This window comes from Ihubacter massiliensis (assembly GCF_024125305.1).
GTDB lineage: Bacteria > Bacillota > Clostridia > Peptostreptococcales > Anaerovoracaceae > Hominibacterium > Hominibacterium faecale.
In genome coordinates, this window is sequence record NZ_JAMXVH010000001.1 from 3458272 (window position 1) to 3484489 (window position 26218).

The 26218-nt window shown below is 47.2% G+C and carries 24 protein-coding genes and 1 tRNA gene; 16 read left to right on the top strand and 9 right to left on the bottom strand.

Annotated features, from left to right (window positions below; all coding sequences use genetic code 11):
* Positions 1 to 3: 3 nt before the first annotated feature.
* Entirely contained in the window at positions 4 to 204 is a 201-nt protein-coding gene (locus NIA71_RS15865) for a transposon-transfer assisting family protein (protein WP_253020938.1), read from the top strand.
* Between the two features lie 72 nt (positions 205 to 276).
* Here the strand turns inward: NIA71_RS15865 and NIA71_RS15870 are convergent, their stop codons facing one another.
* The 5 genes from NIA71_RS15870 to NIA71_RS15890 form a co-directional block, all read right to left on the bottom strand.
* A complete protein-coding gene (locus NIA71_RS15870) occupies positions 277 to 1023 on the bottom strand; it encodes a hypothetical protein (RefSeq protein ID WP_002573994.1) in 747 nt (248 codons plus the stop codon).
* A 22-nt stretch (positions 1024 to 1045) separates the two neighbouring features.
* Positions 1046 to 1969, bottom strand: a complete 924-nt coding sequence (locus tag NIA71_RS15875) for an abortive infection family protein (RefSeq protein ID WP_253020939.1) — start codon at positions 1967 to 1969, stop codon at positions 1046 to 1048.
* Positions 1970 to 2194: 225 nt separating this feature from the next.
* Positions 2195 to 2566 carry a cysteine-rich VLP domain-containing protein gene (locus tag NIA71_RS15880; RefSeq protein ID WP_253020940.1) on the bottom strand — a complete coding sequence of 124 codons (372 nt, stop codon included), beginning with the start codon at positions 2564 to 2566 and terminating at the stop codon, positions 2195 to 2197.
* Complete coding sequence (locus NIA71_RS15885; protein WP_253020941.1) at positions 2563 to 3897, bottom strand: relaxase/mobilization nuclease domain-containing protein; 1335 nt, start codon at positions 3895 to 3897, stop codon at positions 2563 to 2565. The genes NIA71_RS15880 and NIA71_RS15885 overlap by 4 nt, the downstream gene beginning before the upstream one ends.
* Complete coding sequence (locus tag NIA71_RS15890) at positions 3858 to 4187, bottom strand: plasmid mobilization protein (RefSeq protein WP_002566656.1); 330 nt, start codon at positions 4185 to 4187, stop codon at positions 3858 to 3860. Before NIA71_RS15890 ends, NIA71_RS15885 begins: the two co-directional genes overlap by 40 nt.
* A gap of 377 nt (positions 4188 to 4564) precedes the next feature.
* On the opposite strand from NIA71_RS15890, the gene NIA71_RS15895 reads away from it, so the two are divergent.
* The 9 genes from NIA71_RS15895 (at position 4565) to NIA71_RS15935 (ending at position 12825) form a co-directional block, all read left to right on the top strand.
* Positions 4565 to 5401 carry a tyrosine-type recombinase/integrase gene (locus NIA71_RS15895; RefSeq protein WP_002573990.1) on the top strand — a complete coding sequence of 279 codons (837 nt, stop codon included), beginning with the start codon at positions 4565 to 4567 and terminating at the stop codon, positions 5399 to 5401.
* Between the two features lie 336 nt (positions 5402 to 5737).
* Complete coding sequence (locus NIA71_RS15900) at positions 5738 to 6022, top strand: hypothetical protein (protein WP_018595755.1); 285 nt, start codon at positions 5738 to 5740, stop codon at positions 6020 to 6022.
* A 28-nt stretch (positions 6023 to 6050) separates the two neighbouring features.
* Positions 6051 to 7238 carry a nucleotide sugar dehydrogenase gene (locus tag NIA71_RS15905; RefSeq protein ID WP_002566654.1) on the top strand — a complete coding sequence of 396 codons (1188 nt, stop codon included), beginning with the start codon at positions 6051 to 6053 and terminating at the stop codon, positions 7236 to 7238.
* 21 nt (positions 7239 to 7259) lie between these two features.
* Positions 7260 to 8552: a glycosyltransferase family 2 protein gene (locus tag NIA71_RS15910; protein ID WP_002566653.1), complete on the top strand. Its 1293-nt coding sequence runs from the start codon at positions 7260 to 7262 to the stop codon at positions 8550 to 8552.
* On the top strand, positions 8530 to 9567 hold the full coding sequence (locus tag NIA71_RS15915; protein ID WP_002566652.1) for a glycosyl hydrolase: 1038 nt from the start codon (positions 8530 to 8532) through the stop codon (positions 9565 to 9567). Before NIA71_RS15910 ends, NIA71_RS15915 begins: the two co-directional genes overlap by 23 nt.
* A gap of 588 nt (positions 9568 to 10155) precedes the next feature.
* Complete coding sequence (locus tag NIA71_RS15920) at positions 10156 to 10599, top strand: RNA polymerase sigma factor (protein ID WP_002566650.1); 444 nt, start codon at positions 10156 to 10158, stop codon at positions 10597 to 10599.
* A complete protein-coding gene (locus NIA71_RS15925; protein ID WP_002566649.1) occupies positions 10596 to 10835 on the top strand; it encodes a helix-turn-helix domain-containing protein in 240 nt (79 codons plus the stop codon). The genes NIA71_RS15920 and NIA71_RS15925 overlap by 4 nt, the downstream gene beginning before the upstream one ends.
* Before the next feature lie 429 nt (positions 10836 to 11264).
* Complete coding sequence (locus NIA71_RS15930; protein WP_002566648.1) at positions 11265 to 11468, top strand: excisionase; 204 nt, start codon at positions 11265 to 11267, stop codon at positions 11466 to 11468.
* A 79-nt stretch (positions 11469 to 11547) separates the two neighbouring features.
* Positions 11548 to 12825, top strand: coding sequence for a site-specific integrase (locus NIA71_RS15935; protein ID WP_002566647.1), 1278 nt, complete (start codon positions 11548 to 11550; stop codon positions 12823 to 12825).
* 265 nt (positions 12826 to 13090) lie between these two features.
* Here NIA71_RS15935 and NIA71_RS15940 read toward each other — a convergent pair whose 3' ends face one another.
* Together NIA71_RS15940 and NIA71_RS15945 are read right to left on the bottom strand one after the other, a co-directional pair.
* Complete coding sequence (locus NIA71_RS15940; RefSeq protein WP_253020942.1) at positions 13091 to 14506, bottom strand: amidohydrolase; 1416 nt, start codon at positions 14504 to 14506, stop codon at positions 13091 to 13093.
* 71 nt (positions 14507 to 14577) lie between these two features.
* Positions 14578 to 15831, bottom strand: a complete 1254-nt coding sequence (locus NIA71_RS15945) for an MFS transporter (protein ID WP_227755450.1) — start codon at positions 15829 to 15831, stop codon at positions 14578 to 14580.
* A 271-nt stretch (positions 15832 to 16102) separates the two neighbouring features.
* On the opposite strand from NIA71_RS15945, the gene NIA71_RS15950 reads away from it, so the two are divergent.
* Both NIA71_RS15950 and NIA71_RS15955 read left to right on the top strand, forming a co-directional pair.
* A complete protein-coding gene (locus tag NIA71_RS15950) occupies positions 16103 to 17500 on the top strand; it encodes a sigma-54 interaction domain-containing protein (RefSeq protein ID WP_148397376.1) in 1398 nt (465 codons plus the stop codon).
* Between the two features lie 432 nt (positions 17501 to 17932).
* Positions 17933 to 18008 (top strand) — tRNA-Ala (locus tag NIA71_RS15955).
* A gap of 440 nt (positions 18009 to 18448) precedes the next feature.
* Here the strand turns inward: NIA71_RS15955 and NIA71_RS19985 are convergent.
* The gene (locus NIA71_RS19985) at positions 18449 to 18583 is read right to left on the bottom strand and encodes a hypothetical protein (RefSeq protein ID WP_265333486.1); all 135 of its coding nucleotides are present in this window, start codon (positions 18581 to 18583) and stop codon (positions 18449 to 18451) included.
* A gap of 238 nt (positions 18584 to 18821) precedes the next feature.
* Here NIA71_RS19985 and NIA71_RS15960 point away from each other — a divergent pair, with 238 nt between their 5' ends.
* The 4 genes from NIA71_RS15960 to NIA71_RS15975 all read left to right on the top strand — a co-directional run bounded on the left by NIA71_RS15960 (position 18822) and on the right by NIA71_RS15975 (position 24715).
* Positions 18822 to 19952 (top strand): WG repeat-containing protein, encoded by a 1131-nt coding sequence (locus NIA71_RS15960; RefSeq protein WP_253020943.1) that lies wholly within the window; start codon positions 18822 to 18824, stop codon positions 19950 to 19952.
* Between the two features lie 16 nt (positions 19953 to 19968).
* A complete protein-coding gene (locus NIA71_RS15965) occupies positions 19969 to 20718 on the top strand; it encodes a hypothetical protein (RefSeq protein ID WP_148397636.1) in 750 nt (249 codons plus the stop codon).
* Positions 20719 to 20789: 71 nt separating this feature from the next.
* The gene (locus tag NIA71_RS15970) at positions 20790 to 21953 is read left to right on the top strand and encodes an exonuclease SbcCD subunit D (RefSeq protein ID WP_253020944.1); all 1164 of its coding nucleotides are present in this window, start codon (positions 20790 to 20792) and stop codon (positions 21951 to 21953) included.
* The gene (locus NIA71_RS15975) at positions 21950 to 24715 is read left to right on the top strand and encodes an AAA family ATPase (RefSeq protein WP_253020945.1); all 2766 of its coding nucleotides are present in this window, start codon (positions 21950 to 21952) and stop codon (positions 24713 to 24715) included. The genes NIA71_RS15970 and NIA71_RS15975 overlap by 4 nt, the downstream gene beginning before the upstream one ends.
* A gap of 7 nt (positions 24716 to 24722) precedes the next feature.
* Here NIA71_RS15975 and NIA71_RS15980 read toward each other — a convergent pair whose 3' ends face one another.
* The gene (locus NIA71_RS15980; RefSeq protein WP_253020946.1) at positions 24723 to 26102 is read right to left on the bottom strand and encodes an MATE family efflux transporter; all 1380 of its coding nucleotides are present in this window, start codon (positions 26100 to 26102) and stop codon (positions 24723 to 24725) included.
* Positions 26103 to 26218: the final 116 nt, after the last annotated feature.

Below are 26218 nucleotides of genomic sequence, written 5' to 3' on the forward strand. Positions count from 1 at the left end.
GGAATGTATTTCACCGTGGAAGAAGAAAACCTGATCTGTCTGTACCACAACGCCGACCGCCGCAGGACGGCGGCAAATCTCTGGGCAGCTTTGCCGGACATGGACAAGGAAATGGCAGCGCTGGCCTGCCAGACCGCCGATAAGCTGGACGCCATGAGCGACGCCGACTTTGCGGCGCAGCGGTTCCACTTCACAGACGAGTGATCCAAGTATAGCAAAAGCGCCAGGAGCAGGGGCTGTATGGCCTCTGCTCCTGGCGCTTTTATGATTTGACTATTAGCCTATTATATCAAATGAAAGAGTTCCTACTGCTGGATTTATATTATCGTTAATCTCAAAATTGCTTTGAAAGACTATATTACAAAATTGCTTTGCTGTATGTGTATATGAATATAAATTCCCGCCATCTTCAGTAGCTGAACCAATACCAATTCCAGCAAATATTAACCAGCCTGTAGCCAATAGATTCTCTGTTTCAACAGATGTGATCTTTATTTCACCATCACAAATATTATCCCTGAGAAACAAAATATCAGAAAACATTGTGCGATCAACTTGCAACATCATTCTGCGGTATGTTTGATCGTCAATTTCTTCATCCATTTTTGCTTCAAATAACCTAATAAGAATATCAATTTTTGATAGCTCTTCAATTTTATTTAGAACTCCAAGGATAAATACAGAATCTTTATTAAGAGCTTCTTTTCCAACCCTTTTCACATATTTTTCCCGTTTTGAAGCTGGAATTGATACAAGCCCGGCGCAATACCGTTCCATTTTACGCATGAACAATTTGTCGGGAATACTTGCACTTTTACGAATTACTTTTACAACTTTGAGCGCATTTGATAGTTCTGTTCCCAGTTCTTTTATCTCATCCAGTATATCCGAAACTTCATCTGAACTAAAAAAAGTCACAATATCCTCTGCACCCTGTTCAATCCAAGTTGATAGAGAATCTACAATAGAATCCACCTCAACTAATTCTAAATCCGTTTGTCCCTCAATAAAATCTTGATTCATTATAATTTCTCCTTTTAATTGATTATTCATTGTGTGTTGTATTGAGATAGACCGATAAAATAAAATCTGCCATTGCGATTGCAGAATTGACAAAAAGCCGCGTATGATAATCCGCTATACCAATGCGCTTGCTACCAACACCATGCGAATCACTCTCTTTATTTCGCATTTCTGCGATTGCAGAAATTATTTTTTCCAAGCCGGAAAGTAAGGTGTTTATACGCCTATCCAAATCTTTGTGTGCGTGCATATTGTATAGAGATTTTACTTGACCGTAAAGTTTTCCAATATCACCGCTATCTGATGGCACTTCTCCCTTTTGCTCAATGACATAGCAGAATGTTTCTTCAAGTATTGTGCGAGCTTTTGTTATTGCACTATCAAAATTTCCATCATCAATATCTTTGTTAGCTCTTTCAGCCAAATCTTTTATATAAGCGCGGTCTATAACCTTTACTGTTGGTGCAGTAATAGTAAGAACCTTACCAATTTGCCCAATTTGATATGACTTGCCAACCACACGGAGTTCATTGCCGCCGAAATATAGAATACTGTTAATCTGCTCTAAGATTTTCTGCACAATAGTACAATACGCTTCCTCAATATCTTCTGGCGATAAACCCTTTAACGATTCAACAAATTTATCTTTGGAAAATATGTAGGCAAGAAAATCGGACATTCTATTTTGCTTAATACAAAAATCCATGACTTGATCGAAATATTGCCAGCGACTTAATGCGCCACCAGACCATGAATAAGTTGAGGGTAGCCCAAAAAGGGAGGAAATTTCGCATATAGCTGGCCCACTAAGATATGGCATGGCAATTTTGATGTTTTTTTCATTGCCGTATTTATCTTCAAAGGTCATATCACCAAATTCCTTATCCCCGTCTAAAATTGCTATTATTTCTTTGGAACGAAGTAAAGCAAATTCATTCTTCTCCATAACTATATCTCCCCAATTAAATTGTGTTTTTATTTATTGTAGCAGAAAACCACAATATGTGCCACCATATTAAAACGCCGGGCGCGGGGGCTGTCAAAGCCTCTGCGTCCGGCGCTTCTTTTTTGTCCATTTTCCCGCATTTAGAACCCCGTTTTGAGGGGAACAGGATAACTTTATCCACCTGCCTGCCGACCATGCGGAAAAACCCTTGATTTCCGTGGACTTTTACCGCCCTAAATGCGTAGACAGGAGGTATCTTTTCCGCTGGCGTTCCGCCTCTTTCTTCCGGCGTACCTGCACCGCACAATCCGGGCAGTATTTGGCCCGGTTGGAGTTGGGCGTAAACGCCGCCCCGCAGACGGCGCAGCGTTTGATCTCGTCCCGGCCTTTGGTGATCTCGGCGCACAGGGCCGCGTCCAGCGGCAGGACGGCCACCTTGAACCACCGGCACAGCAGCGAATAGGAAATACTCTGCACACAGATACATTCCTCCCCATCGTCCAGCAGGAGGCAGTTCCCGTTACAGTAGTTGCAGCACTCATGGGTGAGCCTGCGGGCCTTGCGGTATTGGGGGTAACTCATTCTCGGTATGTTCATCGTTCCTGCGTATGCTCCTTTCCCGGCGCTGTCCGCAAAATGCTGTCTACATTCTGTTTGACAATGCCGTATTCTTTCAACTTCTGTTTCGCTTCGCTGTACTGTGCGGACAGCCGTTCCCGTTCTGCGTCCAGTTTTTTATACTCGGTTTTGAGGGCGTACAGGTTAGGGAGCTTTGTGATCCCGGCCTCTTTGAGTGCCTTTGCCGCCGCCTCATACAAAATCAGTTGGCTTTCATGCTGCCGCCGGAACGCGGCCTTGTCTTTGGCATTTCGCAGTTCCAGCGCCACAGGCCGGAGCTGCTTGTAGGCGGAGAGGTTTTTTATCAGCAGCGCCATATCCCCAAGGCGGCGTTCCGCGTCTTTCAGGGCGGAGGCTGCCGCGTCGTTTGCCGCGCTGATCTCGGCCAGCCTGCTTTCCAAGCCCTCGTAGCTGTCGATCTGGTGTTCTGTGATGAAGTTTAAGGAATTGGCGGCCTGCTTCAAGTTGTGCAGCTTCGCCCACCGCGCATATCCCGCCGACTGCTGGGCTTTGATACTGTCCTCCAAGGCGATCCGCAGGGAGATTTCCCCGGCGCTTCTTCTGCGCGGCCCCCGGTCGATGGCAATGCCCTTGATCCGCTGGGTGATCCGTTCCTCGGTGTAATCCTCCCCCAAGGTCTTGCAGCGGGTGAAGCGTTCCTGTCCGGGGGCGCGGAATGAAATAAACTTGCCCTGTTTGACTTCATAGCCCTGCGCCTCCATGAACCGCAAAAAGCCGTCAAAGTCTTTGGCCTGCGGAATGGCCGCGTCGATAGCGATTTTCAGTTTTGCTTTCCAGCTCTTACCCTTTTTCTGTGCGTCCCACTCGGCGTAGGTCTTACCCTTGTCCTTGCCGGGCTTTACCACAGACAGGCCGTGTTCCTTGCACAGCCGGTCACTGGTTCGCCGGATAAAGGCGTAGCTTTGGCGGTTGGAAATGTACTTGCGCTGGTTCGCCATATCCACGGCGCAGAAAATGATGTGGTTATGCAGGTGGCCCTTGTCAATGTGGGTGGTAATCACATAGGGGTATTTGCCTTGCAGCACTTCATCGGCAAGCTGCCGCCCGATCTCGTGGGCCTGCTCCGCCGTGGTTTCTCCCGGTTCAAATGCTTGTATCAGGTGGTGGGCCAGATTATTGCCCTTTTGGTACGCCTGATCTAACAGCATTTGAAATTCAATATCCGCCGTTTCATAGGAACAGCCATAGGAAGAAACGAACAGCTTTTCATCGGTCTTGTCCGGGTTCTCGATGTAGTCCAGCGCCTTTTTCAGCGTTGACTTGATAGGATGGATCTTTGTAACTGCCATATCTGTGCCAGCGCCCCCTTGATGTCCTCCAAGTCCTGCGCGTACACAGTCCCGGTACTGTTGATACGCCTTGCAATCTGATTGATGTTGACGCCGATCTTTTGCAGCTCTGCGGTCTGTGCCCGGACGGGGCCGGTGTCGATATGGACGATATAGCCGTCAATCAGCATTTTCCGGGCGTAGGCAGAAAAGTTCTTTGTGCCAAGCTGGGCCATCTTCTGCTGGATCAGCGCCCTTTCCTCCGGCGTCACCGGGACGCGCAGCACAAACTTTCGTTTTCGGTTTGCCACTTTCGCACCTCCATTCATTCAGGGGTTTGGGGACTTCCCCAAGATACAAACGGGAAGCCGTTTGCCGGGAGTGTGGCTACACTCCCTATGCTTGCTGTTTTTCTTTTCCTCCACTCCTAATACTCTGAGAAGCCATCAAACTACCCGCAAAATAGCGCTTTGGAAAGAAAAATTTGCAAAAAAATAAGAGGCCCTTGGCCTCCATACAACAAATGATAAACAAATGCCGAATCCGTTTGACGCGTTCGCTTGACGGTCCGTGTCTACAGCACATCGTTAAACTTACCCGTTCTTTTGTTTTACCTTTGCAGAGAATACGGTATAAAAGATTCTGTCATACTACTTTCATACTATCAATTTAGAAGAGGTAAAACACGATGAAACAAAATTACAATGAAATCTTGCGGGAGTACCGCATCTACTTGACCGAACATGAAAAATCTCACGCAACCATACAAAAGTATGTTCGTGAGTTGGTTTGGTTTCTTTCATTTTTACAGGGGGAAGAACCTACAAAAGCAAAGGTGCTGGAATATCGAGAGCAACTGCAACAGAGCCACCATGCCCGCACCGTAAATGCCAAGCTGTCCGCCATTCATTCCTATCTGGACTACCTGGGGCTGGCGGCCTGCAAGGTGAGGTTTTTGAAAATCCAGCATACGGTATTTGTGGATGACAGCCGAGATTTGACCGAAGCGGAATACCACCGCTTGTTAGACGCTGCCAAAAGGAAAAAGGACAGCCGCCTGTATCATGTGATGCTTGCCATTTGCACCACCGGAATCCGGGTCAGTGAGCTTTCCTTTCTGACTGTGGAGGCATTGCACAAAGGAAAAGCGGAAATCCGCATGAAAGGCAAAATCCGCACCATTCTCTTGACAAAAGAGCTGTGCCGGAAATTGAACGCCTATGCCAAAGAAAAAGGCATCCGAACGGGGTATCTGTTCTGCACCCGTACCGGAAAGCCCTTAGATCGAAGCAATATCTGTCATGATATGAAAAAGCTGTGCCGGGCGGCGCGGGTAAATCCTGAAAAGGTCTTTCCCCACAATTTGCGGCACTTGTTTGCAAAATGCTATTATGCCATCAAAAAGAATCTGGCATATCTTGCGGATATTTTAGGACACGCCTCCGTGGACACCACGCGTATCTATGTAGCTATGGGCACACGGGAACATGAGCGAACCTTACAGCGGATGCATCTGATCTCATAGCACCACGGAATAATGATTCTGTGGTTCCATGGCCCCCTTGCTCAGTTACAAGTAGAACTGATTAGCTCTATTATAAGTGTATCAGAGCAGATTTTCAACCATTTATTACATATAGAACAGCAAAATAAATACGAAAAATAGACCTGCACCGCGAAATATGTGCGCAGGTCTGCTTTTTATGCCTGTCAGAACGCCCTTAGTTGATTAAAATAATAATTTTCTTCCTAGAAGCAGTAACGATTACCCCAGAATCATTATTCTGCGGTAATTGAATCGTTCAGAAAAGGAAAGTTTGTGGTTAGGATATTCCCTTTGAAATGACAGGAGGTGAATAAAGTGGAAGAAAGATGGTCGGTAGAATTGTTGGAGTGCTTGGCCCAGAAGGCCGGATGTGGGTATCTGTCGGATTTGCGGTATCTCAGCCCATGGGAGCAATTCCATCTGTCCAGGGAGCTTTTACATGTTCCTTCGGAAGCCTTTTCGCTAAAAACGTGGAATGACGCCTTGGCTTATCTGACGGGTCTTTCCCAGCAAGCGGATGCATCCGCCGCGAAAGAAACGTTGATGAAGCATCTATCGGAACACTGCAGCGGTTTGCAACGTCATCCGAGCCGAGAATGAATTTGAATAGAAAGGTGGTTAGAATGCTATGCAAATTACTGTTGTAGGCGCAGGTTATGTGGGGTTATCTCTTGCCACTCTGTTAGGCCAAAAGCATGAAGTAATAGTGCTTGATATTGATGAAGAAAAGGTTGCGAAAGTTAATTCCCGTATTTCTCCCGTTCAGGACGTATATCTCGAAAAGTTTTTTGCCGAAAGAAAACTAAATTTGACAGCCACTGTAGATACGGCAATAGCATATAAAGACGCCGAGTATGTAATTATTACAACACCTACTAATTATGAGGATGAAACCAATAGCTTTGATACTCATGCGGTTGATTCCACCATAGAAATTTGTATGGCAAATAATGATCATTGCATTATGATCATCAAAAGTACGGTTCCTGTTGGGTATACAAGGAGTGTGCGAAAAAAATATAACACCAGCCACATTCTATTTTCCCCTGAATTTTTAAGAGAAACGAAAGCCCTATACGACAATTTGTACCCTTCCAGAATTGTTGTTGGTACAGATATTGCAGACCCTGCTATGGTTATCCATGCACAGGTTTTTTCAACCATCTTGCAAGAGTGCGCAAATAAAGAAGATATTCCCGTCTTGATTATAGGGCTTGATGAAGCAGAAGCCGCTAAACTTTTCGCTAATACTTATTTAGCCATGCGTGTTGCGTTCTTTAACGAATTGGATACCTTTGCAGAAATGAATGGGTTAAGTACAAAGAACATCATAGATGCAATTTGTCATGATCCTCGAATTGGTAAGCATTATAACAATCCATCTTTTGGCTATGGCGGATATTGCCTCCCGAAAGATACAAAGCAGTTGAAATCAAGTTTTCATGATATTCCTGAAAATTTGATTACCGCTGTGTGTCAGGCAAACCACACCAAAAAAGGCCATGTCATAAAGGGAATTCTGAATAAACATCCTGGCACAGTTGGTATTTACCGCTTAACGGCAAAGTCTAATTCTGACAATTTCCGTTCAAGTGCTGTTTGGGGTGTTATGGAGGGGCTTTCCAAAGAAAAACAAGAAATTGTAATATATGAACCCTTATTAGGCGATGCCGCAGAGTTTATGGGTTATAAGGTTGTACATTCTTTTGCGGAGTTTAAGCGTTCATGTGATGTTATTGTTGCTAATAGAGTTTCCAGTGAACTCTCGGAAGTTATGTATAAGGTTTATACAAGAGACATCTTTGGAAGAGATTGACCCGGCGAGGCGGTGATTGTAATGTACACATTTTTCTTGATGGTCGAGGATTATATCAAAACTCATAACCTTCACCTCTTTATGTTTTTCTTCGCATTCATTTTCATTCGATGGGGAATAGTATTTTTCCATGCTATTCGATATAAGCCATATGATTATGAAGATAAAGAAATAAATTATTTTACATCGGTGCTGCTCCCAGTCGTTGACGAACCATTAGATCTATTTTATAGTGTTCTGATGAAAATAGCACGCCAGAATCCGTCTGAGATTATAGTTGTCATTAATGGGCCAAAAAACGAGGGGCTTGAAAACCTGTGTGTAGATTTCAACAGGAATTTACCAATTTGCTTTACTCCTGTTCAGCATTATTATACACCTGTTGCCGGTAAGAGAAATGGGATCCGTGTGGCAATGGAGCACATTAATCCGAATTCCGATATAACAGTGCTTGTGGATAGTGATACGGTATGGACAGAGGATACTTTGTCCGAGTTGCTGAAGCCTTTTGCTTGTGATCAAAAAATTGGCGGTGTTACAACCAGACAGAAAATACTTGATCCTGACCGCAAACTCGTAACCATGTTTGCAAATTTGCTTGAAGAGATCAGAGCTGAAGGAACGATGAAAGCAATGAGCGTTACAGGCAAAGTGGGCTGCCTTCCCGGCAGGACAATTGCTTTCCGTACTCAGATTTTGATAGATGTGATGTATGACTTTATGAATGAGACATTCATGGGATTTCACAAAGAAGTATCCGATGACAGAAGCCTCACAAACCTGACGCTCCGAAAGGGGTACAAAACAGTTATGCAAGACACCTCAGTAATTTATACAGATGCGCCCACCGAATGGAAAAAATTTATCAGGCAGCAGTTAAGATGGTCGGAAGGTTCACAGTATAACAATCTGAGAATGACTCCTTGGATGTTAAAAAACGCCAAGCTGATGTGCTTTATTTACTGGTCAGATATGATTAGTCCGATGATGCTGGTTAGCGTTTATGCCAATACTATAATTTGCAAGGTGTTAAATATACTTGGCTGCGCGATTCCAACATTGGCATATACCGCTCCATGGTGGCAGATCATTCTCTTTATTCTTCTTGGTTGCATCATTAGTTTTGGTTCACGAAATATTAAGGTTATGAGAAGTGTGAAGTGGTATTATACATTACTGCTTCCAGTATTCATCCTTGTTTTAACTGTTGTCATGGTTCCTATCCGATTGCTAGGCCTTATGCTCTGCTCTGACGATATGGAATGGGGCACCCGGAAATTGGAGGAGGACAATGATAAAGTGGAAGTTCCTTAATTGCATTTGTATATTCGCGGCTGCTATATTTATATTATGGGTTGGTTGCAACGAACAGCCTGTCGATACCGAGAAGGCCGATGGCTCTGACAGCATTGCGTCTATTGAGGCTCCGAGTAATAGTCAAGCTACACTGGAAGAACCAACTACGGAATCTATTGTAACAGAATCCTCAGTTGTCGAGTCTGAATATTATCCTATTACAGAGGGACAAAGATATTTGGGCGTTTATGTTCAAGGCCCCGAAGAGACTGATGTTTTAGCTGACAGCATCAATACTTTAGCTTGGTTTGATCGTTTTGATCAGACAAGTGATTACAAGATTTCTTTATGTTTAGACGACAATAAGTATATAGCGTTTATCACTTTGCAGCCTACCGACTGGGACTTAAAATTGGTTTCTGACGGGTATTATGATGATTTAATTATTGAATATTTTAAGAAACTCTCTTCGGATAACAGAGCCAATACAGAACTTTTTGTTCGATTAGCGCATGAAATGGAAATGAGGCCCTCTTACAAATCTGGTTGGTACAGTTGGCAAACAGATGATGCTCACGCATATGTAAACGCTTGGGTTCACATTGTGAACTTGGGTAGGGAATATGCTCCCAATGTTAAGTGGGTATGGTCTCCCAACAGGGCAGACGAATACACAACGAAATATTATCCAGGTGATGAGTATGTTGATTATGTCGGATTGACATTGAATAACACATTGGATTCCCGTGAGAGTTTTCAGCAATTCTATGAAAATGAAGGTCAAAGAGACTATTTGGAAGCATATAATAAGCCAATTATTTTTGGAGAGATCGCGGAGCATAGCACCAGTGATGAAGTTCGCAATGAATACATACAATCTGTTTTTGATTATCTTGGAACCTACGATAAATGCATCGGTTTTATTTTCTTAAATCAAGATATAGAAAGTGCAAGACAATACAAGTTTACAGATTGCGAATTGATATTAGATACATTTATTGAGAATGCGAGGGATTACATTTGTGCGAAATAAGAAGTTTACAAAGTATCAGATCATGACGAGAGTTGGAACGATTATCAGCATTTTACTGTTTGTTGTCCTTGGATTTTGTATCGAAGTTATTTTCTAAAAAAATGGAGAAAGTGAAAGATGGAACATCAAACCAAAGGAACGTTGCGCAATCAGGCCGTCATTACATCAGCCGGATCGCCCCGAGCAACCACACCGCGGTTCGTAAGGTATTGGATGGGAGCAATTCCCCCTAACGCTGATCCCATTGGCGGTTTCAGGAGGGAGCCGTCATGTGTAGAACGGGATATCGACCAACGGAAATGGGAGTAACACCGTTAAAAAAAACATCCCCCGGCCCGTGGGAAATGTGGCCGGAACCATGAATTTGCGTATGCAATAAAATATCATACTATTTTTTTGTTCGCCCGGAGGGTTTATGCCCTTCCGGGCGAATTTTGTTATTTCCTTCGGCCCGCTCTATCGGTCAAACACTTTTTCAAAATTTTTTTAAAAAAGTGGTGTTTGGCGGGTAGCTGGAGGCCTTTCAACAGTAACTTTGGCGGAAAGGGAGAAAACCACCGAAATCCCCCACAGAAAGGGGGTGAAAAGATGGAAACGATCCCCCGCAATGATTTTATCCTGCGGCACCGCTATGATGCTTTCTGCAAAGCGGTACTCCGCAATGAGGCTAAAAGCTACTGGTCGGAGATGGCGCATCGCCGCGAACGTGAAAAGTCGCTGGATGCTCTGACACAAGAGGAAATGGACAAGCTCTCAGTCGTGGATGATTACCCCAGCGACAGCTACGTTTTTTCGTCGTATGGGTATGACCTGCTGATCGACAACGAGCTTGTAGCCGAGGCGTTCGCCAGCCTGCCGGAACAGGAACAAAGCATTTTGATTTTGCACTGTGTTCTGGATTTGGCAGACGGAGAAATCGGCAGCCTCATGGGAATGTCCCGCAGCGCCGTACAGCGTCACAGGACAAGGACCCTGAAACAGTTGCGTATGAAATTGATGGCGTTCATGCCAGAGGGAGGTAAACGCGGATGAAGGAACCTACATTCAACGGCAGAGAGCTTCTTCCCCTTTCGGTGATGGAAGCTGCCCACGCTGGGGATGCAATGGCTATGGAGCAAGTGCTGCGGTACTATGAGGACTACATAAACAAGCTCTGCATCCGCACCTTGTATGACAGCAACGGCATCCCCTATGTGTGCGTGGACGAGTATATGAAGCACCGTTTGGAAATCAAGCTCATTCATTCCATCATCGTTGCCTTGAAGTAACGACCCGGCCACGGTAACGGAAATGTCTTATTACTCTCTTTCCGCATTTCCGCCGGCTCGGTGGCTGATGTATGTACCTTGACAAATACGCCCGCAGGACAATGGCGGCGCGTCATAGGGCATACGGACACATTCTGTCTACACCGAGCCGGACGGCGGGTGCGCCATGATGCTGGTTTCTACGAAAACAGCGGAGCGACAACCACCCAGCCGCAAAATAAGCGTAGCTGCTTATGGGCGATGACGTGCAGGCAGGACAATGATACTCCCTTACAGCCACAGTCCGAGCGTTAAAAGCGTCACAGGCAATGGGTAGGGCCGTGTGAGAACCACACGGGGGTGAAAAGCCCGTGGAGCTGGGCCGCCAGCCGTCCGTGTTTTGCCCACATTTACAAGGAACCTTTGCTTTGAACAGAAGGAGGCCATATTATGAGTAATAACGATGTGCCTATTTGGGAAAAGTATACGCTTACCATTGAGGAAGCGTCGAAATATTTTCGCATTGGAGAAAACAAACTGCGTCGGCTTGCCGAGGAAAACCCATCCGCTGGCTGGGTGATTTTGAACGGCAACCGCATCCAGATCAAACGGCAAAAATTTGAAAAAATCATTGATTCTCTTGACACAATCTAGTGAAAAAGAGCCTTGACTATGCTATAATACTCTTAAAGCGTGTCAAGGCTCTTTCCGTCATGGAAAGGAGCATGACGAAATGTCAAAAAAAGAACGAGATGAAAAAAGGCGGGACAGCAAAGGCCGCCTTTTGAAATCTGGAGAGAGCCAGCGAACAGACGGAAGATACGCCTACAAATATACGGATACCTTTGGAGAACCGAAGTTTGTGTACTCATGGAAGTTAGTCCCTACGGACAAAATCCCTGCCGGAAAACGCCCGGATATTTCTCTGCGTGAGAAAATCAAGCAGATACAAAAAGACCTTGACGATGGGATTGACACCATCGGTAAGAAAATGACCGTGTGCCAGCTATATGAAAAGTATATCCGGCAGCGGGGCAATGTGAAACGGGGAACCCATAAGAGCCGCCAGCAGTTAATGAAACTTCTGTCCGAGGATAAAATCGGAGGGGCCAGCATCGACAGCGTGAAGCTGTCTGACGCCAAAGAATGGGCCTTGCGTATGCAGGAAAAGGGCGTGGCCTATCATACCATCTGCAACGGCAAGCGTTCCCTGAAAGCCATTTTTCACATGGCCGTACAGGACGATTGCCTCCGCAAGAATCCCTTTGACTTCCAGATCAATGAGGTTATCAACGACGATACCGTACCAAAGGTGCCGCTTACCCCTGCACAGGAAAAGGAGCTTTTGGGCTTCATGCAGAGTGACCCCGTTTATGCCAAGTATTATGACGAGGTATTGATTCTGCTGGAAACCGGACTTCGCGTTTCCGAACTCTGCGGCCTGACGCCTGCCGACCTGAATTTTGACAAGCGGTTTGTGAATGTAGACCACCAGCTTTTGAGAAGCACCGAGGACGGCTACTACATCGAAGCGCCAAAGACAGACAGCGGTTATCGCCAGGTGCCTATGAGCGCAGCGGCCTACAAAGCATTTCAGCGTGTGTTGCACAGGCGAAAGGACGGCAAAGGCGTTGTGGTGGACGGGTATAAGGGATTCCTGTTCTTAAATCGGGACGGACTGCCGAAAGCGGCTGTCAACTATGATTCCATGTTTCAGGGCCTTGCCAAGAAGTTCAACAAGTTCCATGCGGAACCGCTGCCGGAGGTCATGACGCCACACACCATGCGGCATACATTCTGTACCAGAATGGCAAATGCGGGCATGAACCCCAAGGCATTGCAGTACATTATGGGGCATTCCAATATCGTTATGACGCTGAACTATTACGCCCACGCCACGTTCCATTCCGCACAGGAGGAAATGGAACGGCTGCAAGCCAAGTCACAGACCGCCGCCGCAGTCAACGCGCAGCCTGCGTCAGAGAGCGCCCAGGAATCCAAGGCCGCATAAGATACGCAGAATGTACTACTGTTTGTACTACGTTTGAGAACGAAAACATGAGGGGTAATAAGAATGTTTGTGAGGTTCTTCCGATAGGAAAAATGCCGGAAAAGCCCGAAGTTAAGGGCTATACCGGCATATAAGAACATCTAACGAGATAATTGGAAATCTATTAAATGATTGAATATAAAAAAACAAGATAACAAAAAACAAGTGATAAATTTATTCGTGCACCTTTTTCGCTGTTATGAAAAAGATGCACGAACTTTATATTTTAAGGCTGCATTTCAGGTGTCCGGAACTTCTCCATTTCCGCCTTGTTGGCATCCGTTGCAGGCCGGATGCTTTCATCAAAGAGCGACTGATAGACCCTTCCGTTCAGTCTCGTTTTCAGCTCATCCTTCGCTTCCTGGAGCAGCGCGGGATTTTCTGCAAGCTCGACTGCAGTGCATGCCAATAGTTTGGCTGCCACAGAAGCCGTAACTCTTCCGGCATTGCCCCCGGCAAACTTGGTTACCACCCAGTTGTGCCATCCCAGTTCATCAGGGACCAGTTCCACCATGGCAATATCCATCGGAGCAAACCAACTGTACTCCGAGGAATCGTTGACCGGCATCTTGGTGCAGGCAAAAGGTGCCAATTCTCTTCCCATCGGGATGACCGGTATGCCGTGTTCTTGCTGTATTTGTGCAGCAGTCTTTCGATCTTCTTCCGAAAACACCGGTGTACCCACATATTCAAAGTTGCGGAGCATGGTTCTTGAAATGGTTTCGTTGGGGATTTTTTCGTGAATCACGGTTATGAGCTCCTTGGTGACCTCTGTCTCTGTTGCCAGGGAGATACCGTCCGCGCAGTTATCGACTCTCCGTTTCAACTCCTTGATTTCTTCAGCCGTTCCCATTCTGCCGACGCACCACAAGGTTGCCTTTTCCGGGACAACGTTGGGCGTGCCGCCGACATTTTCAAAAGTATAGTTGAGCGTCGTTTCACCTCCGGGTGTGCCGGGAAGTAAATGCTCCCTCAGAAACTCCAGCGCATTTCCCATGAGCATAGCTGCATCCAGTGCGCTTTTTCCAAACCAGGGAGCATTCCCGTGGGCGGTAGCACCCTTAAAGTGGTATTTGCAGTTGAAATATGCGGTGCTTTCATTGTACCCGGCTTTGCTGTAGGCCATGGGATGCCAGTCCAAAACGCAATCTACGCCGCGGAAATATCCTTCTCGTGCTAGAAACGGTTTGCCGATGCACAGCTCCTCGGCAGGAGTTCCAAAGATTTTTAAGCGGGCCTTTAACCGACCGGCATCGATCAGCGATTTGAGCGCAGCAGCGGCCATGATGCCGCCGATGGACATCAGATTGTGTCCGCAGCCATGACCGGGAGCGCCTTCCTTCAGGCTGCATCTGTGGGATTTGTCTTTGTCCTGGGATAATGTCGGCAATGCGTCGTATTCGCAGCTAAACCCAATAACCGGCCCTTTGCTGCCGTATGAAGCAATAAATGCAGTGGGCATTCCGGCGACGTTCCTTTCTACTTGATACCCTGCGTCAGTCAAAAAATTAGCCAATAGGTTTGATGCAAAATATTCCTGCATGCTCAGTTCAGGATGCTCCCATATGGCATCGGATATTTGAAAAAATTGGGTTTGATTCTCTTCGATCCAGCGGATTGCTTGTTTCTTTTTTTGTTCCATACTCTTCCTCCTATTATCTCTAAACAGTCGCTGCAACCACTTACACTAAATGGTAAACCAAAATCAGGCAGTTAATAAGTGTACTTTTTCCTTAACTTAAAGCAGATAACACGGAATACAACCACTACAGCCATCATCGCCGCGGCAATGCACCAAAACACCACATAGCTTCCGGTAATATCATAGATGACGCCGGCAATGGTGCCGCCGATAGCGCCGCCCAGATTGGTAGCCATGTTCATAGCAGCAACGATGTTTCCATAATCCTTTTCGCCGAATAATGCGTTTACCAGAAGAGGCGGGCAGACCGTAATACCGCCGCCGCCAATACCGTAGCAAATGACTGCTCCGAATACGAACACATTGGGGTTCATCGGCATCAGGGCCAGGGAAAGAAAGCCCAATCCGAATATTGCGCCGGACAGAATGGAGCCGAACTTGGTACCCAGCTTGTCGCAGATAAAACCAATAAAAATTTTTCCAACGGCCAGCATGCCCAGGTTGAAAGAAGCAACGAGAGCTGCTTTTTGCGTGCTGAATCCGCATTCGATAAAGAACGGTGCTGAATTGAACAGAATCGCGCTGGAACCAAAGACCATCAAAGTAGCGGTAGCCAAGATGAGCCAGAACATTGGCGTTTTTATGGCTTCCTTTATGTTCATCCCTGCAGCATCTTCAACCGCCTTTGTTTCTTCTGCGGTTTCACCCATTCTTGTAAAGCCGCGCTCCTGCGGAGTTTTCACAAGGAAGAGCAGAGAGACGAAAGCGACAATTCCAAACATGCAGGCCAGTGCGATATAGCCGGTCCTCCATCCCGAATTGGTTATGACCGAATTCAGGATCGGCAGAATCACCAGGCCGCCTACTCCGCTGCCCACAAAGCAGAATCCCATGACCGTGCCCCTGACTTTTCCGCCGAACCAGTTATTTAGAATAATGGACATCGGAAGTACCGTGCAGTTGGTAAAGCCGACGCCGATCAAAACTGCGCCGAAGTAAAACCAGTACACAGCCTTTGCCCATGCAAAGAGCAGATAACCGACAGCTGCCACAAGGGCAGATATCACGACAATCAGCTTTAACCTTCCCTTCGCCATGCGCTTGCCAAAATATGCAGTCACAACAACGGCCGTCAATGTCAGCACGGTCTGATAGAGCAGAAAAGAGCCCCGATCAATGCCAAAGGCTTCCGTTACTGGCACTACAAAAACGCTGGTTATGGAAATTGAGCCTGTATAGGCCAGAGACATGAGGATAAATCCGACGATCATCAGAATCCAGCCATAGTAGAATCTTCCGTTTTGCTTTAAACCTACTTTGTTCATAATGCATTTCCTCCTAAAAAATTATGATAAAATCATTTGCCAATAAGCTAAACGCAAATCCCATGCCATAAAAAAACGCAGTTTTCATAAAGAATCGGGCCCAATTGACGCAAAATGAGTAAGCCGACGTCGCTTATACAAAGGGAGATATGCGAAATTGCATATTATAAGGCAAAATATTGTTGAAAAAGATTGGAATTTAGATGTAATTATGCTATAATGCATAAAATATGAAAATAAGCATAAATTACTGAAATCATGGAGCCTTCCGATGAAAAATAAACAAAAAAAATTTATTGAAAACAGAGAACTATTGAGGTTTATAATCGACCAGTCGTCCAGCGCCACCATCGTGGTCGATAAGGATGAGGAAGTGATTATGACCAATCAAGAACACGAGCGGATGACTGGTTATTCGGGAAAATATCTCGTTGGAATGACCCTGGGCGAGATGATTGAGCAAAAAATTATCCATGACGCGACGACAAGAAGAGTAATGGACAGAAAGGAAACGGTGGTATTGGAACAGCTGTCGTATAAAAATGACGGGGAAGGGATTTCGCGGATGGTTAAAGGCGTTCCCTATTTTGATGAGTCGGGAGAAATTCAATACGTCATATGCTACATCTTTGATACCAGCGAAAAGCGGAAAGTGATTGAGGATTTGACTTCCAGCAATTTGAAGTACAGTATGGAATTGCTCCAATTAAAGAACGATGCTGCTAAAAAATTAGGAATTGTTTATAGAAGCGCAGTAATGAAGAATATTATTGATAAGGCAGAAATTATGGCCAAGACGGATTCAACGGTTTTGATCTTGGGTGAATCCGGTGTGGGTAAAAGTCTTCTTGCAAGATTTCTGCATAATAACAGCAATCGAAAAGCAGGCACTTTTTTAACCATTAATTGTGGTGCAGTCCCTGATTCGCTGATTGAATCGGAGTTGTTCGGGTATGAGAAAGGCTCTTTTACAGGTGCATTAAGCGGCGGAAAACAAGGGCTTGTGGAAATGGCCGATGGCGGTACGCTTTTTCTGGATGAAATCGGTGACATGCCTTATGACTTGCAGGTAAAACTGCTGCGCCTGCTGCAGGAAAGAGAATTTTTCCGTATCGGAGGAACCAAGCCGGTTATGGTAAATACTCGAATCATTGCTGCAACCAATGTAAATCTGAAGGAGAAGATAAAAGAAAAAAAGTTTCGAGAGGACTTGTATTATCGATTGAACGTACTGGAACTCAACATTCCGCCTTTGAGAGAACGACCGGAGGACATTCCGCCTCTCGTCGAAACCTTTAAACAGAAATTCAACGAAGTTTATCAACTGAAGAAAGAAATCACCGGCGAAGTTCTGACTTTTCTTTCCAGAATGGAATTAAAAGGAAATGTACGGGAACTGGAAAATCTCATAGAGCGGCTGATTTTATTTTCCAATAAAAAGACCATTACCCTGAGCGATCTTTACGGAATTATCGATTTGAACCTGGAAGATACTTTTAATACGGATTTGAGGATTGCGAACCGCAGCTATAGAGAGATTTGTGAAGAGTTGGACAAACAAATATTCACAGAAGCTAAGAAGCTCTATAAATCCACAACCGAAATCGGAAATCGCCTCGGTATCAACCAATCGACGGTTTCACGCAAATTGCGAAAATATCACATTTGATCTGCGGACGCACTATCATGATTTTCCGTAGAATTTCGTGGGGCTGTCGCATTAACGAAAACGAATGCGATGTGCCCTTTTTTTGATCCATTTTGTGGACTGTTGGGAAAGGAGCGGGCCCTTTGGGCCCGGATTAATAGAGGGCGAAAAGCAAAATCATTGCTGGGAAAGCTGCCAGGTACAGATCACGATGATTTGCTCCCGTCCTCGATTCCCGGCTTAGTTCCCCGGCCCCGGTTCTCCGAGAACGTGACGCTCAAGGATTCAGGGATCACGATGATCATGATTACTGCGACAGCCTCTCTGGTTGCGGCGGCTGGCCTGTGGGGCCTCCCTGGTCAAGCCTGCTGGCAAGGGTAATAAGAATTCATTTTTCTATTGCCATCTTCGAATCAATCGTGCTATAATAGTTCCGTTAAATTAATCCGGCTTGGGGAATTAGCTCAGCTGGGAGAGCGCGTGGTTCGCAATCACGAGGTCAGGGGTTCGATCCCCCTATTCTCCACCATTTGAACGTTGAGATTTCAACGTTCTTTTTGATTGTATAGCGATTCCTGAATTTCATGGGGCATAGGTTTGCGTAAAAAACTTCAAATAAATTCAAGTTTTTACGCAATTTTCAACGATTGCACCCTCTCAAAACCAGCCAAAAGCCGAAAATCCTGCCACTTCTCAATATCAGACCCCGCAAACCCACAACTTTGTGAAAAAAACCAAACCATTTAAAAAAAATTTCCCGGCCCGGTCCAGCCCGACTCAACACCAACACACCACAAAGGCAAAACCCTTAGGGGCCTTCCCTTCTCGCTTCAACACTCGGCGAAATGTGCACAAAAAAAGGACATATCACATTCATCACGCATTTATGTGATATGCCCCATTCTTGGTTATCCCCAAACAAATGTACCATCTAAACGCTCCGGCCCAATCCCAGCCGCCGCAATCTCGTTACTTTGTCGTGCCTGGTTCGTATGCGATTAAGACAATATTTTGATTGGTTTCATTACGCAGCTTTTTCTGAAACTCGTTGATTTCCGCCACCTTTTCCGCGGACAGATCCGCTACCCTAAAATCTCTATCCATGAATACCACCTCCAACAGTAGTGTGTGGAGGATAGAAAAATTTATACCCAGGCACGACGCCCAGCCGGGATTCCGCCAACAGTAATATGCAAAAAACGCAGATCAATAAAGCCTTCCCAACAAAGCAAATGCGCATTGACAAGCGCATCCCTATGTGCTATTGTACTATATAAATAATACAATAGCACATGCAACAAATTAAACGGAATGTCACGATTCATAGAGGGAGGAAAGAACTATGAGGATTCGCCTTAAATACATCTTCATTCTCATAGCAGCAGTAATTGTCACCGCAGGCGCAGGGACAGCCTTTCTGGCAAAGAGCTATTCCGAAGAGGTTCAGCTGGTGCGGTCGCTGAAGCCGGTTGAGCTGGCGGGCATGGATTCCCTGATTCAGCTGGTTCCCATGGACGGGGCGGAAAATCGTTTTGTTGCCGAAGGCGAAGAGGATGGCCGGCTCTTCTACGCGCTGACGGACCGGGATGGCAGCTGCTTGGCAGAAGCCGGCCAGTACGATTATATCGATTTCCAGGGAGACAATGACCGCTATTTATTTCAACAAGGTGAATATTTCGGCTATTTGAACCAGGACGGCCAGCCTGTGATCCCGGCCCGCTATAAAGAAGGCAGCCCCTTTGTCGAAGGCTGGGCTGTGGTATGGGATGAAAAGCAGGACTGCATCATTGACACAAAAGGAAAGACCTGCTATCGGGCAAAACCCAATCAGAGGCTTACCATGCTTCAGGACGGATATTTTCTAATGGAGAACGGCTATCAGCTATGGGTCGGCAGCGTAACGAACAGGGAAACGCTGTTCTATTCGAAAAAAGGAATGAGCTTTGACAGTTACAGCGAAGGCTTCTTTTGGTTCTCCCAGGATCGGGATGACGGTGAGATACGGCTCTTGTGCTATAACGCAGACTTTCAACAAGTATTCAGCGACAAAACCATCCAAAGGACCAGCGGCTTTTCTGATGGACGATGCTTTATAGAAACGGGCGAGGGGGAAAAACAGTGTATCGGTGAAAAGGGAAATACGGTATTCCAGCTAAAAAGAGACTGGCTGACAGGCACGTCCCAGTTTTCCCAGGGACTTGCCTGGATCAATGACGAAAAAAATAACAACTGGTTTTGCGTCAACACCAGGGGCGACCGAGTTTTCAGTCTTTCCGGAACATACAGCGATTGCGGAGCGTTCCAAGACGGTTATGCCCTGGTGATTGATGATGACTATGACAACCTGAAAAAAGGCCTGGCTGACAATCGGGGAAAGCTCGCTTTGCCTGTCTGCTTTGAGTCTGTGTCCTGGACAAAAGGAAGGACTGCGGTCGTAGGATATGAAGGAAAGCTGTATTTTGCAGACTTTTAGAGGGGAGGCGAACATAATGCAGAAAATGTTTGACATGAATCTGCGGCTTATAAAACGGCAGATGATTATGATGATTCCGGCCATCCTTTTGCTGGCAGCAGGCGCGAAAATGATCTATCAAACGACCTATTATTCCGATATCAGCGATTGGGAAAAAAGCGCTGCAGCAGCAGTTACAGCCGTCGCAGCCGCGGCCATTTTGTTTCTGATCTTGTACGAAGCCCATCTGCTCTTTCATCGAACTGTATTCGGCCATGACTCTAACCTTTACATGGCACTGCCTGTTCGCACAAAAAATTTGATTGCCTCAAAGATACTGGCTGTGTGGGTTCAAACAGCAGCCGTGCAGCTTTGCACATTTCTGATGTTTCTGTATCCCTGGGAAAGCCAATATATACCTAGACTGATCAAATCCTGGATGCTGGACGGCATGCCGATTTGGCAGGCGGGCGTCAGCGGGCTTTTGCTGACAGCGCTCATCTTTGCTGTGCCGGGTATGGTACTGAGCCTGCTGTTTTTTGTCTATGCCTTACGCCATATGGCGCTGGGTTCCCAAAAGGGTCCGATTGCTACAGCAGGGATTTTTGCAGGGTCTGCAGCCTTGATCGCATTGCTGGGACGGCTGGCTTACAAAATGTTTGTGCGTATAGGCGGCAGCTATGAGATTACCCGCGGGCTGATTTTGGGATTAGTGATATGCCTTGCTTTGACTTCAGCAGCTTTGTACTTGAGTAAAAATATCCTTGAACACAAGCTGAACATTTGATCTGGGATCAGGAAATGATATAATAGCAAGATGAAGACCGGCCGAAAAGCCGGCGATAAAAAGGGGGATTTATGAAACTGATCCATTTATCCGATCTTCATCTTGGCAAACGGGTCAACGGATTTTCCATGATCGAAGATCAGCAATATATCTTAAAGCGAATATTAGAAATCATTAAAGAGGAAGACGCCGATGGAGTACTCATCGCAGGGGATGTTTACGACAAGACAGTCCCCTCGGCAGAAGCCGTCCAGCTCTTTGACGACTTTTTGGTGCGGCTTTCCGAGGAGAAACGCAGCGTGCTGATCATCAGCGGCAATCACGATTCTCCCGAACGTCTGTCTTTCGGCGCCCAGCTCATGACTGCAAGCGGCGTATACCTTTCGCCGGTTTATGACGGCGCAGTCAAGCCCATAACCTTTGAGGACGCGTTTGGCAGCGTCCATGTGTTTCTCCTGCCCTTTCTCAAACCAGCTCACGCCAGGGCCGTTTTTCCGGATAAAGAAATCAACTCTTACACCGATGCGGTGAGCGCGGCGATCCAGCAAATGGATATCGACCCGCAGGAACGTAATATTTTAGTGACCCACCAATTCGTTACAGGCTCCCAGAGCTGCGATTCGGAAGAGCTTTCGGCAGGGGGCACCGATCATATTGAAGCAGGTGTATTCCGGCCTTTCGATTATGTCGCCCTGGGACATCTCCACAGCCCGCAGAATATTCCCATCCCCCCGCAAGAAGGGAAGAGCAAACGTCAAACAAGAGCCAGATACTGCGGAACACCGCTGAAATATTCCTTTTCAGAAGTCAAGCATCAGAAATCGGTTACCGTCATAGAACTGAAAGAAAAGGGCAATCTCCTGCTGCGAACGGTTCCGCTGATTCCCAGAAGACAGATGCGGGAAATTCGGGGAAGCTATATGGAAGTTACCGCAAGAGAGCAGTACCAATTTGCGGACCAAAGCGACTATGTGCATATAACCCTGACCGACGAAGAGGATATCTTCGATGCCATTGGAAAGCTGCGGTCCATCTATCCCAATCTGATGAAATTGGACTATGATAACAGCCGCGTGCGCGCCCAAGGCCTTGAAACAGCAGCGGCAGCGGAGACAAAACCGCCGGCCCGGCTGTTCGCGGATTTTTTTCAGATGCAGAACGGGCAGGAACTGTCCCCCAGTCAGGAAAGCCTGGTGGAAAAGCTGGTGAAAGCCATTTGGGAGGATGAGAAATGAGACCGATCAAACTGACAATGAGCGCTTTTGGCCCATATGCGGCAGAGACGGTGATCGAGATGGACAAGCTGGGGGCGTGCGGCCTCTATCTGATCACGGGAGATACAGGCGCCGGAAAGACGACCATTTTTGATGCCATTACCTACGCTCTCTTTGGCGAGGCCAGCGGCATGGTGCGGGAAACCGGCATGTTTCGCAGCAAATACGCCGATCCGGCCGCGCCCACCTTTGTGGAGCTAGTGTTTTGCTACCATGAAAGCCTTTACACGGTGCGCCGCAATCCGGAATATATGCGCCCGGCGAAAAAAGGTCATGGAACTGTCCTCCAAAAAGCGGAGGCCCAGCTCCATTATCCAAACGGGAGAATCGTAACAAAGATCAGAGAAGTCAACGAGGCCGTTAAAGAGATCCTGGGAATTGATTGCGCCCAGTTCACCCAGATCGCGATGATCGCCCAGGGGGATTTTCTTAAATTGCTGCTGGCATCCACAGACGACCGGAAAAAAATTTTCCGGCAAATCTTCCGCACCCAGAATTATGAGATTCTGCAGAACAAACTCAAATCAGAGACACTGACAAGGGAAAAACAATACAAAGCCATGAAGGCCGGCCTGGAACTGTATGTGGACGAAATACAATGCAGGGAGGGATCACCGGAGTGGGAACAGCTGCAGCTGGCCAAGGAAGGAAAACTTTCTTCGCAAGAATTGGTACCGGTGATTCAAAGGATCATCGATGATGACCAGCAGCAGTATCAAAGAAAAACGGAAGAATTGGAAAAGACCGAACGTCAGCTTCGGGCTGTGCACCTGAATCTTGACCGGATCAGGACACAGCAGAAAGCCGCCGCTGATTTGGAAGGCACCCAAACGGAGCTTGGAAAAGAACGTATGAATCAAGAGCAAAAGAAGGCGGCGCTGGACCAGGAATCGGCAAAAGCAGGCCAGCGGGAACAGCTCTCTGAGCAGATCGCCAATATGAAAGCACACCTGCCCGCGTACGATGAACTGGAAAATGTGCGGCAGCAGCTGTCATTATGCCGGAAAAGGGCTGAAAAGAAGCGGACGGAAAAAGAAGAGAGGGCCGCATTCATTGAATCTCTTTCCGCAGAGCTTGAACAGCAGCGAAAAGACCTGGAATTCCTAAAAGAGATTGACGTTGAGCAGACAAAGACGCAGCAGGCCATAGAAGAAAATCGCCGGATGGGCCAGCAGCTAAAAGGACTGGAAGAGATAAGAAAGCAATACCAGATCACCCAGACCAAATGGGAGGAAGCCAGCGCAGAGTACCAGAAAGCTGCTGCCTGCGCCCAGCAGGCACAACAGGAATACGCCGAGAAATACCAGGCATTTCTCGATGAACAGGCCGGTGTTTTGGCACAGAGTCTGGATCCGGGTCAGCCTTGCCCGGTCTGCGGCTCGACGGACCATCCTCAGCCCGCCAGCATCACCCAGGGCGCGCCCAGCGAGGAAGAAGTAGAGCTTGCCCGTTCCAAAAAGGAACAGGCCCAGGACGATATGGCGCAAGCCAGCGCTGCTGCCGGCGAAATTAAAGGCAGGGCGGAGGCCCAAAGGTCCGATCTAAAACGGCAGGCAGAGGTTTTCATAAAAGACGGCCCCCTGGAATCCCTTTCCCATTGGATCGATCGAAAGAGGGCAGAGCTGAAAGCACAGCAAAAAGAGCTGAAAGAAAAACAAGCCTGTCTTGAAAAGCAGGCGGAGCAAAAGGCGGACTTGGAACAGAACATACCTCAGGGACAGAAAAAGGTGGAGCAAGAGAAAGACCTTTTGAACCAAGACGAGCAGGAACTGGCAAGGTCCGAAAGCCAGGAAAAAAACCTTTGGGAGCAGGAAAGCGGCCTGGCTCAAAAACTGGAGTTTTCCAGCAAAGAGGAAGCAAAAAAATATCTGAAGGAACTGGAGAAAACCCAATCCTCCCTCGATAAGGCTCTGCGTCAAGCGGAAACGCAGCTCCAGAAAAGCAGGGAACGAATTGCAGACCTTGAGGCAACGGCCCGTACCCTTAAAGAACAGCTGCAAGGAATGCAAGCCGCAGATCCTGATGTTGAAATTGAAAAAAAGAAAGCCTGGGAAGCGGAAAAGACCGACCTTTCTCAAACCTTGCAGACCATTCGCTCAAGACTGGATCGAAATCGGGACTGCCTGCTGCAGATTGAGAACAGAGCCAGGGAAATGGAAGCGGCCGAAGAAGAGTGGTCCTGGATGAAAGCCCTATCGGATACGGCAGGCGGAACCATCAGCGGCAAAGAAAAGATCATGCTGGAAACCTATGTGCAGATGACCTATTTCGACCGGATCATCGATCGGGCAAACACCCGCTTTATGATTATGTCCGGCGGGCAGTACGAGCTGAAACGCCGGCTGGAAGCAGAGAACCGCCTCAGTCAGAGCGGGCTGGAATTGGATGTGATCGACCATTACAACGGCAGTGAGCGAAGCGTCAAGACCCTTTCGGGAGGAGAATCCTTCAAAGCCTCCCTCTCCTTAGCGCTAGGACTCTCTGATGAGATTCAGTCTTCCGCCGGCGGAGTCAAGCTGGATACCATGTTTGTGGATGAGGGCTTCGGATCCCTGGATGAAGAATCCTTGCAGCAGGCCATCAGGGCGCTGTCCGATCTCACGGAGGGAAACCGGCTGGTGGGAATCATCTCCCATGTGGCCGAGCTGAAAGAAAAGATCGACCGTCAGATCATCGTTAAAAAGGATCAATTCGGCGGCAGCAGCATCACCATCATGGCCTGAAGAAAACTTATGGATCGCTTGGCGCTTGACCGCCGCAGAGCTGATTGATCTTGACCTTATGATAAACGGCCATACAAAGAAACAGCGTCAAAGTGTCGGACAGGGGCTGGGAAAACATCAAACCCTGCAAGCCGAGGAACCTGTTAAGTCCTAAAGACGCTGCCGGAAACAAAATCCCCAGCCTGCAGATTGTGAGCAGAAGGGCTTGCTTCCAAAGGCCGACTCCTTGAAAAATGGCATTATACATCTGAAAGAGACACATGCCGAAGGCGCAGAACATCCAGCACCGCATAAAGACACCAGTCAGCGCCGCAGTCGCCGGCTCGTCGATGAAGATACGAGACAGAGAAGCTGCCGAAGCTTCAATGGCAGCAAAAAAGAAAATGGTGAAAATCAGCAGGGTCCGCAGCGCAAACCGATTGGTCTGCCGGACGCGGGTCAGCCTGCCCTGGGAATAATTATAACCGATCAAAGGCAAAATCCCCTGTGCCATTCCCTGACTGATGTGGATGGTTGCGGTGGTGATCTTCTGGGTGATCCCGTAGGCTGCTACCACCTGATCGGAATAAGCTGCGGTCAGTCCGGACATCAAGGCATTGTCCAGGTTGACAAGGCAGGTGTTGAGCCCGGTAGGCAGGCCCACCGAGACGATGCCTGCAAGAATTCCCTGACGGACGGTAAAGTCCTTTGGACTCAGCGAAAGAACCGTATGGCGGCGAATGCGGAAAAATACGCCCAAAAAAAACACCATGGAAGCAGTGTTGGCCGCCATAGTGGCGATTCCTGCTCCGCCCACTCCCCAATGAAAGTAAAAGATAAACAAGGGATCCAGCGCGATATTCAAAAGACCGCCCAGGGTCATGCCAATGCTGGCAGCTTTGGTTCTGCCTTCAGCGCGCAGCAAATGCCCCAGCAATAGGGAAAGCTCCGTAGGAAGTCCGCCGAATAAGACCACCCAGATCAGATAACTGCGGGTAAATGCGTATGTATCCGCCGTTGCTCCCAGGAGGGTAAGAACTTCTTTCATAAATAAAATCAGTACCAGGATCATCAAGCCTGCGGAGATAGCGGCGCTCCAGAAGGCGCAGGCAGATGCTTTCCTCGCCCGTTCAGAGTTTCCTGCGCCCAGACTGCGCGAAATGACACTGGCCGCTCCGATGCCGAATATATTGGCCAGCGCCGTAAGCATATTAAAGATGGGGAATGAAATGGTCAGAGCAGCGACCTGCTGCGGATCTCCCAATCTACCTACAAAAAAAGAATCCGCCAGACTATAGACGATTACGATGACTTGGCTTAAAACAGTGGGAACTGCCAGCGTCAGAAAGGCCCTTCGAATTGGCATTCTTTCAAAAAGTTCCCGGTTGATATTCTCGTTATTGGACAATGGATCATCTCCTTTACGGATTAGTATATGAAACTCCGCTGCAATTTGAGACGGTCCCAGACAGAGGTGGAATCGATAGTAAACGCTTTTTTTGTGGACAATACGCAGTAAGGTAC

Coding starts and splice junctions, on each gene's coding strand:
- NIA71_RS15865 (WP_253020938.1), top strand. CDS start 4: ATGTATTTCACCGTGGAAGAAGAAAACCTGATCTGTCTGTACCACAAC.
- NIA71_RS15870 (WP_002573994.1), bottom strand. CDS start 1,023: ATGAATCAAGATTTTATTGAGGGACAAACGGATTTAGAATTAGTTGAG.
- NIA71_RS15875 (WP_253020939.1), bottom strand. CDS start 1,969: ATGGAGAAGAATGAATTTGCTTTACTTCGTTCCAAAGAAATAATAGCA.
- NIA71_RS15880 (WP_253020940.1), bottom strand. CDS start 2,566: ATGAACATACCGAGAATGAGTTACCCCCAATACCGCAAGGCCCGCAGG.
- NIA71_RS15885 (WP_253020941.1), bottom strand. CDS start 3,897: ATGGCAGTTACAAAGATCCATCCTATCAAGTCAACGCTGAAAAAGGCG.
- NIA71_RS15895 (WP_002573990.1), top strand. CDS start 4,565: ATGAAACAAAATTACAATGAAATCTTGCGGGAGTACCGCATCTACTTG.
- NIA71_RS15905 (WP_002566654.1), top strand. CDS start 6,051: ATGCAAATTACTGTTGTAGGCGCAGGTTATGTGGGGTTATCTCTTGCC.
- NIA71_RS15910 (WP_002566653.1), top strand. CDS start 7,260: ATGTACACATTTTTCTTGATGGTCGAGGATTATATCAAAACTCATAAC.
- NIA71_RS15915 (WP_002566652.1), top strand. CDS start 8,530: ATGATAAAGTGGAAGTTCCTTAATTGCATTTGTATATTCGCGGCTGCT.
- NIA71_RS15920 (WP_002566650.1), top strand. CDS start 10,156: ATGGAAACGATCCCCCGCAATGATTTTATCCTGCGGCACCGCTATGAT.
- NIA71_RS15925 (WP_002566649.1), top strand. CDS start 10,596: ATGAAGGAACCTACATTCAACGGCAGAGAGCTTCTTCCCCTTTCGGTG.
- NIA71_RS15930 (WP_002566648.1), top strand. CDS start 11,265: ATGAGTAATAACGATGTGCCTATTTGGGAAAAGTATACGCTTACCATT.
- NIA71_RS15935 (WP_002566647.1), top strand. CDS start 11,548: ATGTCAAAAAAAGAACGAGATGAAAAAAGGCGGGACAGCAAAGGCCGC.
- NIA71_RS15940 (WP_253020942.1), bottom strand. CDS start 14,506: ATGGAACAAAAAAAGAAACAAGCAATCCGCTGGATCGAAGAGAATCAA.
- NIA71_RS15945 (WP_227755450.1), bottom strand. CDS start 15,831: ATGAACAAAGTAGGTTTAAAGCAAAACGGAAGATTCTACTATGGCTGG.
- NIA71_RS15950 (WP_148397376.1), top strand. CDS start 16,103: ATGAAAAATAAACAAAAAAAATTTATTGAAAACAGAGAACTATTGAGG.
- NIA71_RS19985 (WP_265333486.1), bottom strand. CDS start 18,583: ATGGATAGAGATTTTAGGGTAGCGGATCTGTCCGCGGAAAAGGTGGCG.
- NIA71_RS15960 (WP_253020943.1), top strand. CDS start 18,822: ATGAGGATTCGCCTTAAATACATCTTCATTCTCATAGCAGCAGTAATT.
- NIA71_RS15965 (WP_148397636.1), top strand. CDS start 19,969: ATGCAGAAAATGTTTGACATGAATCTGCGGCTTATAAAACGGCAGATG.
- NIA71_RS15970 (WP_253020944.1), top strand. CDS start 20,790: ATGAAACTGATCCATTTATCCGATCTTCATCTTGGCAAACGGGTCAAC.
- NIA71_RS15975 (WP_253020945.1), top strand. CDS start 21,950: ATGAGACCGATCAAACTGACAATGAGCGCTTTTGGCCCATATGCGGCA.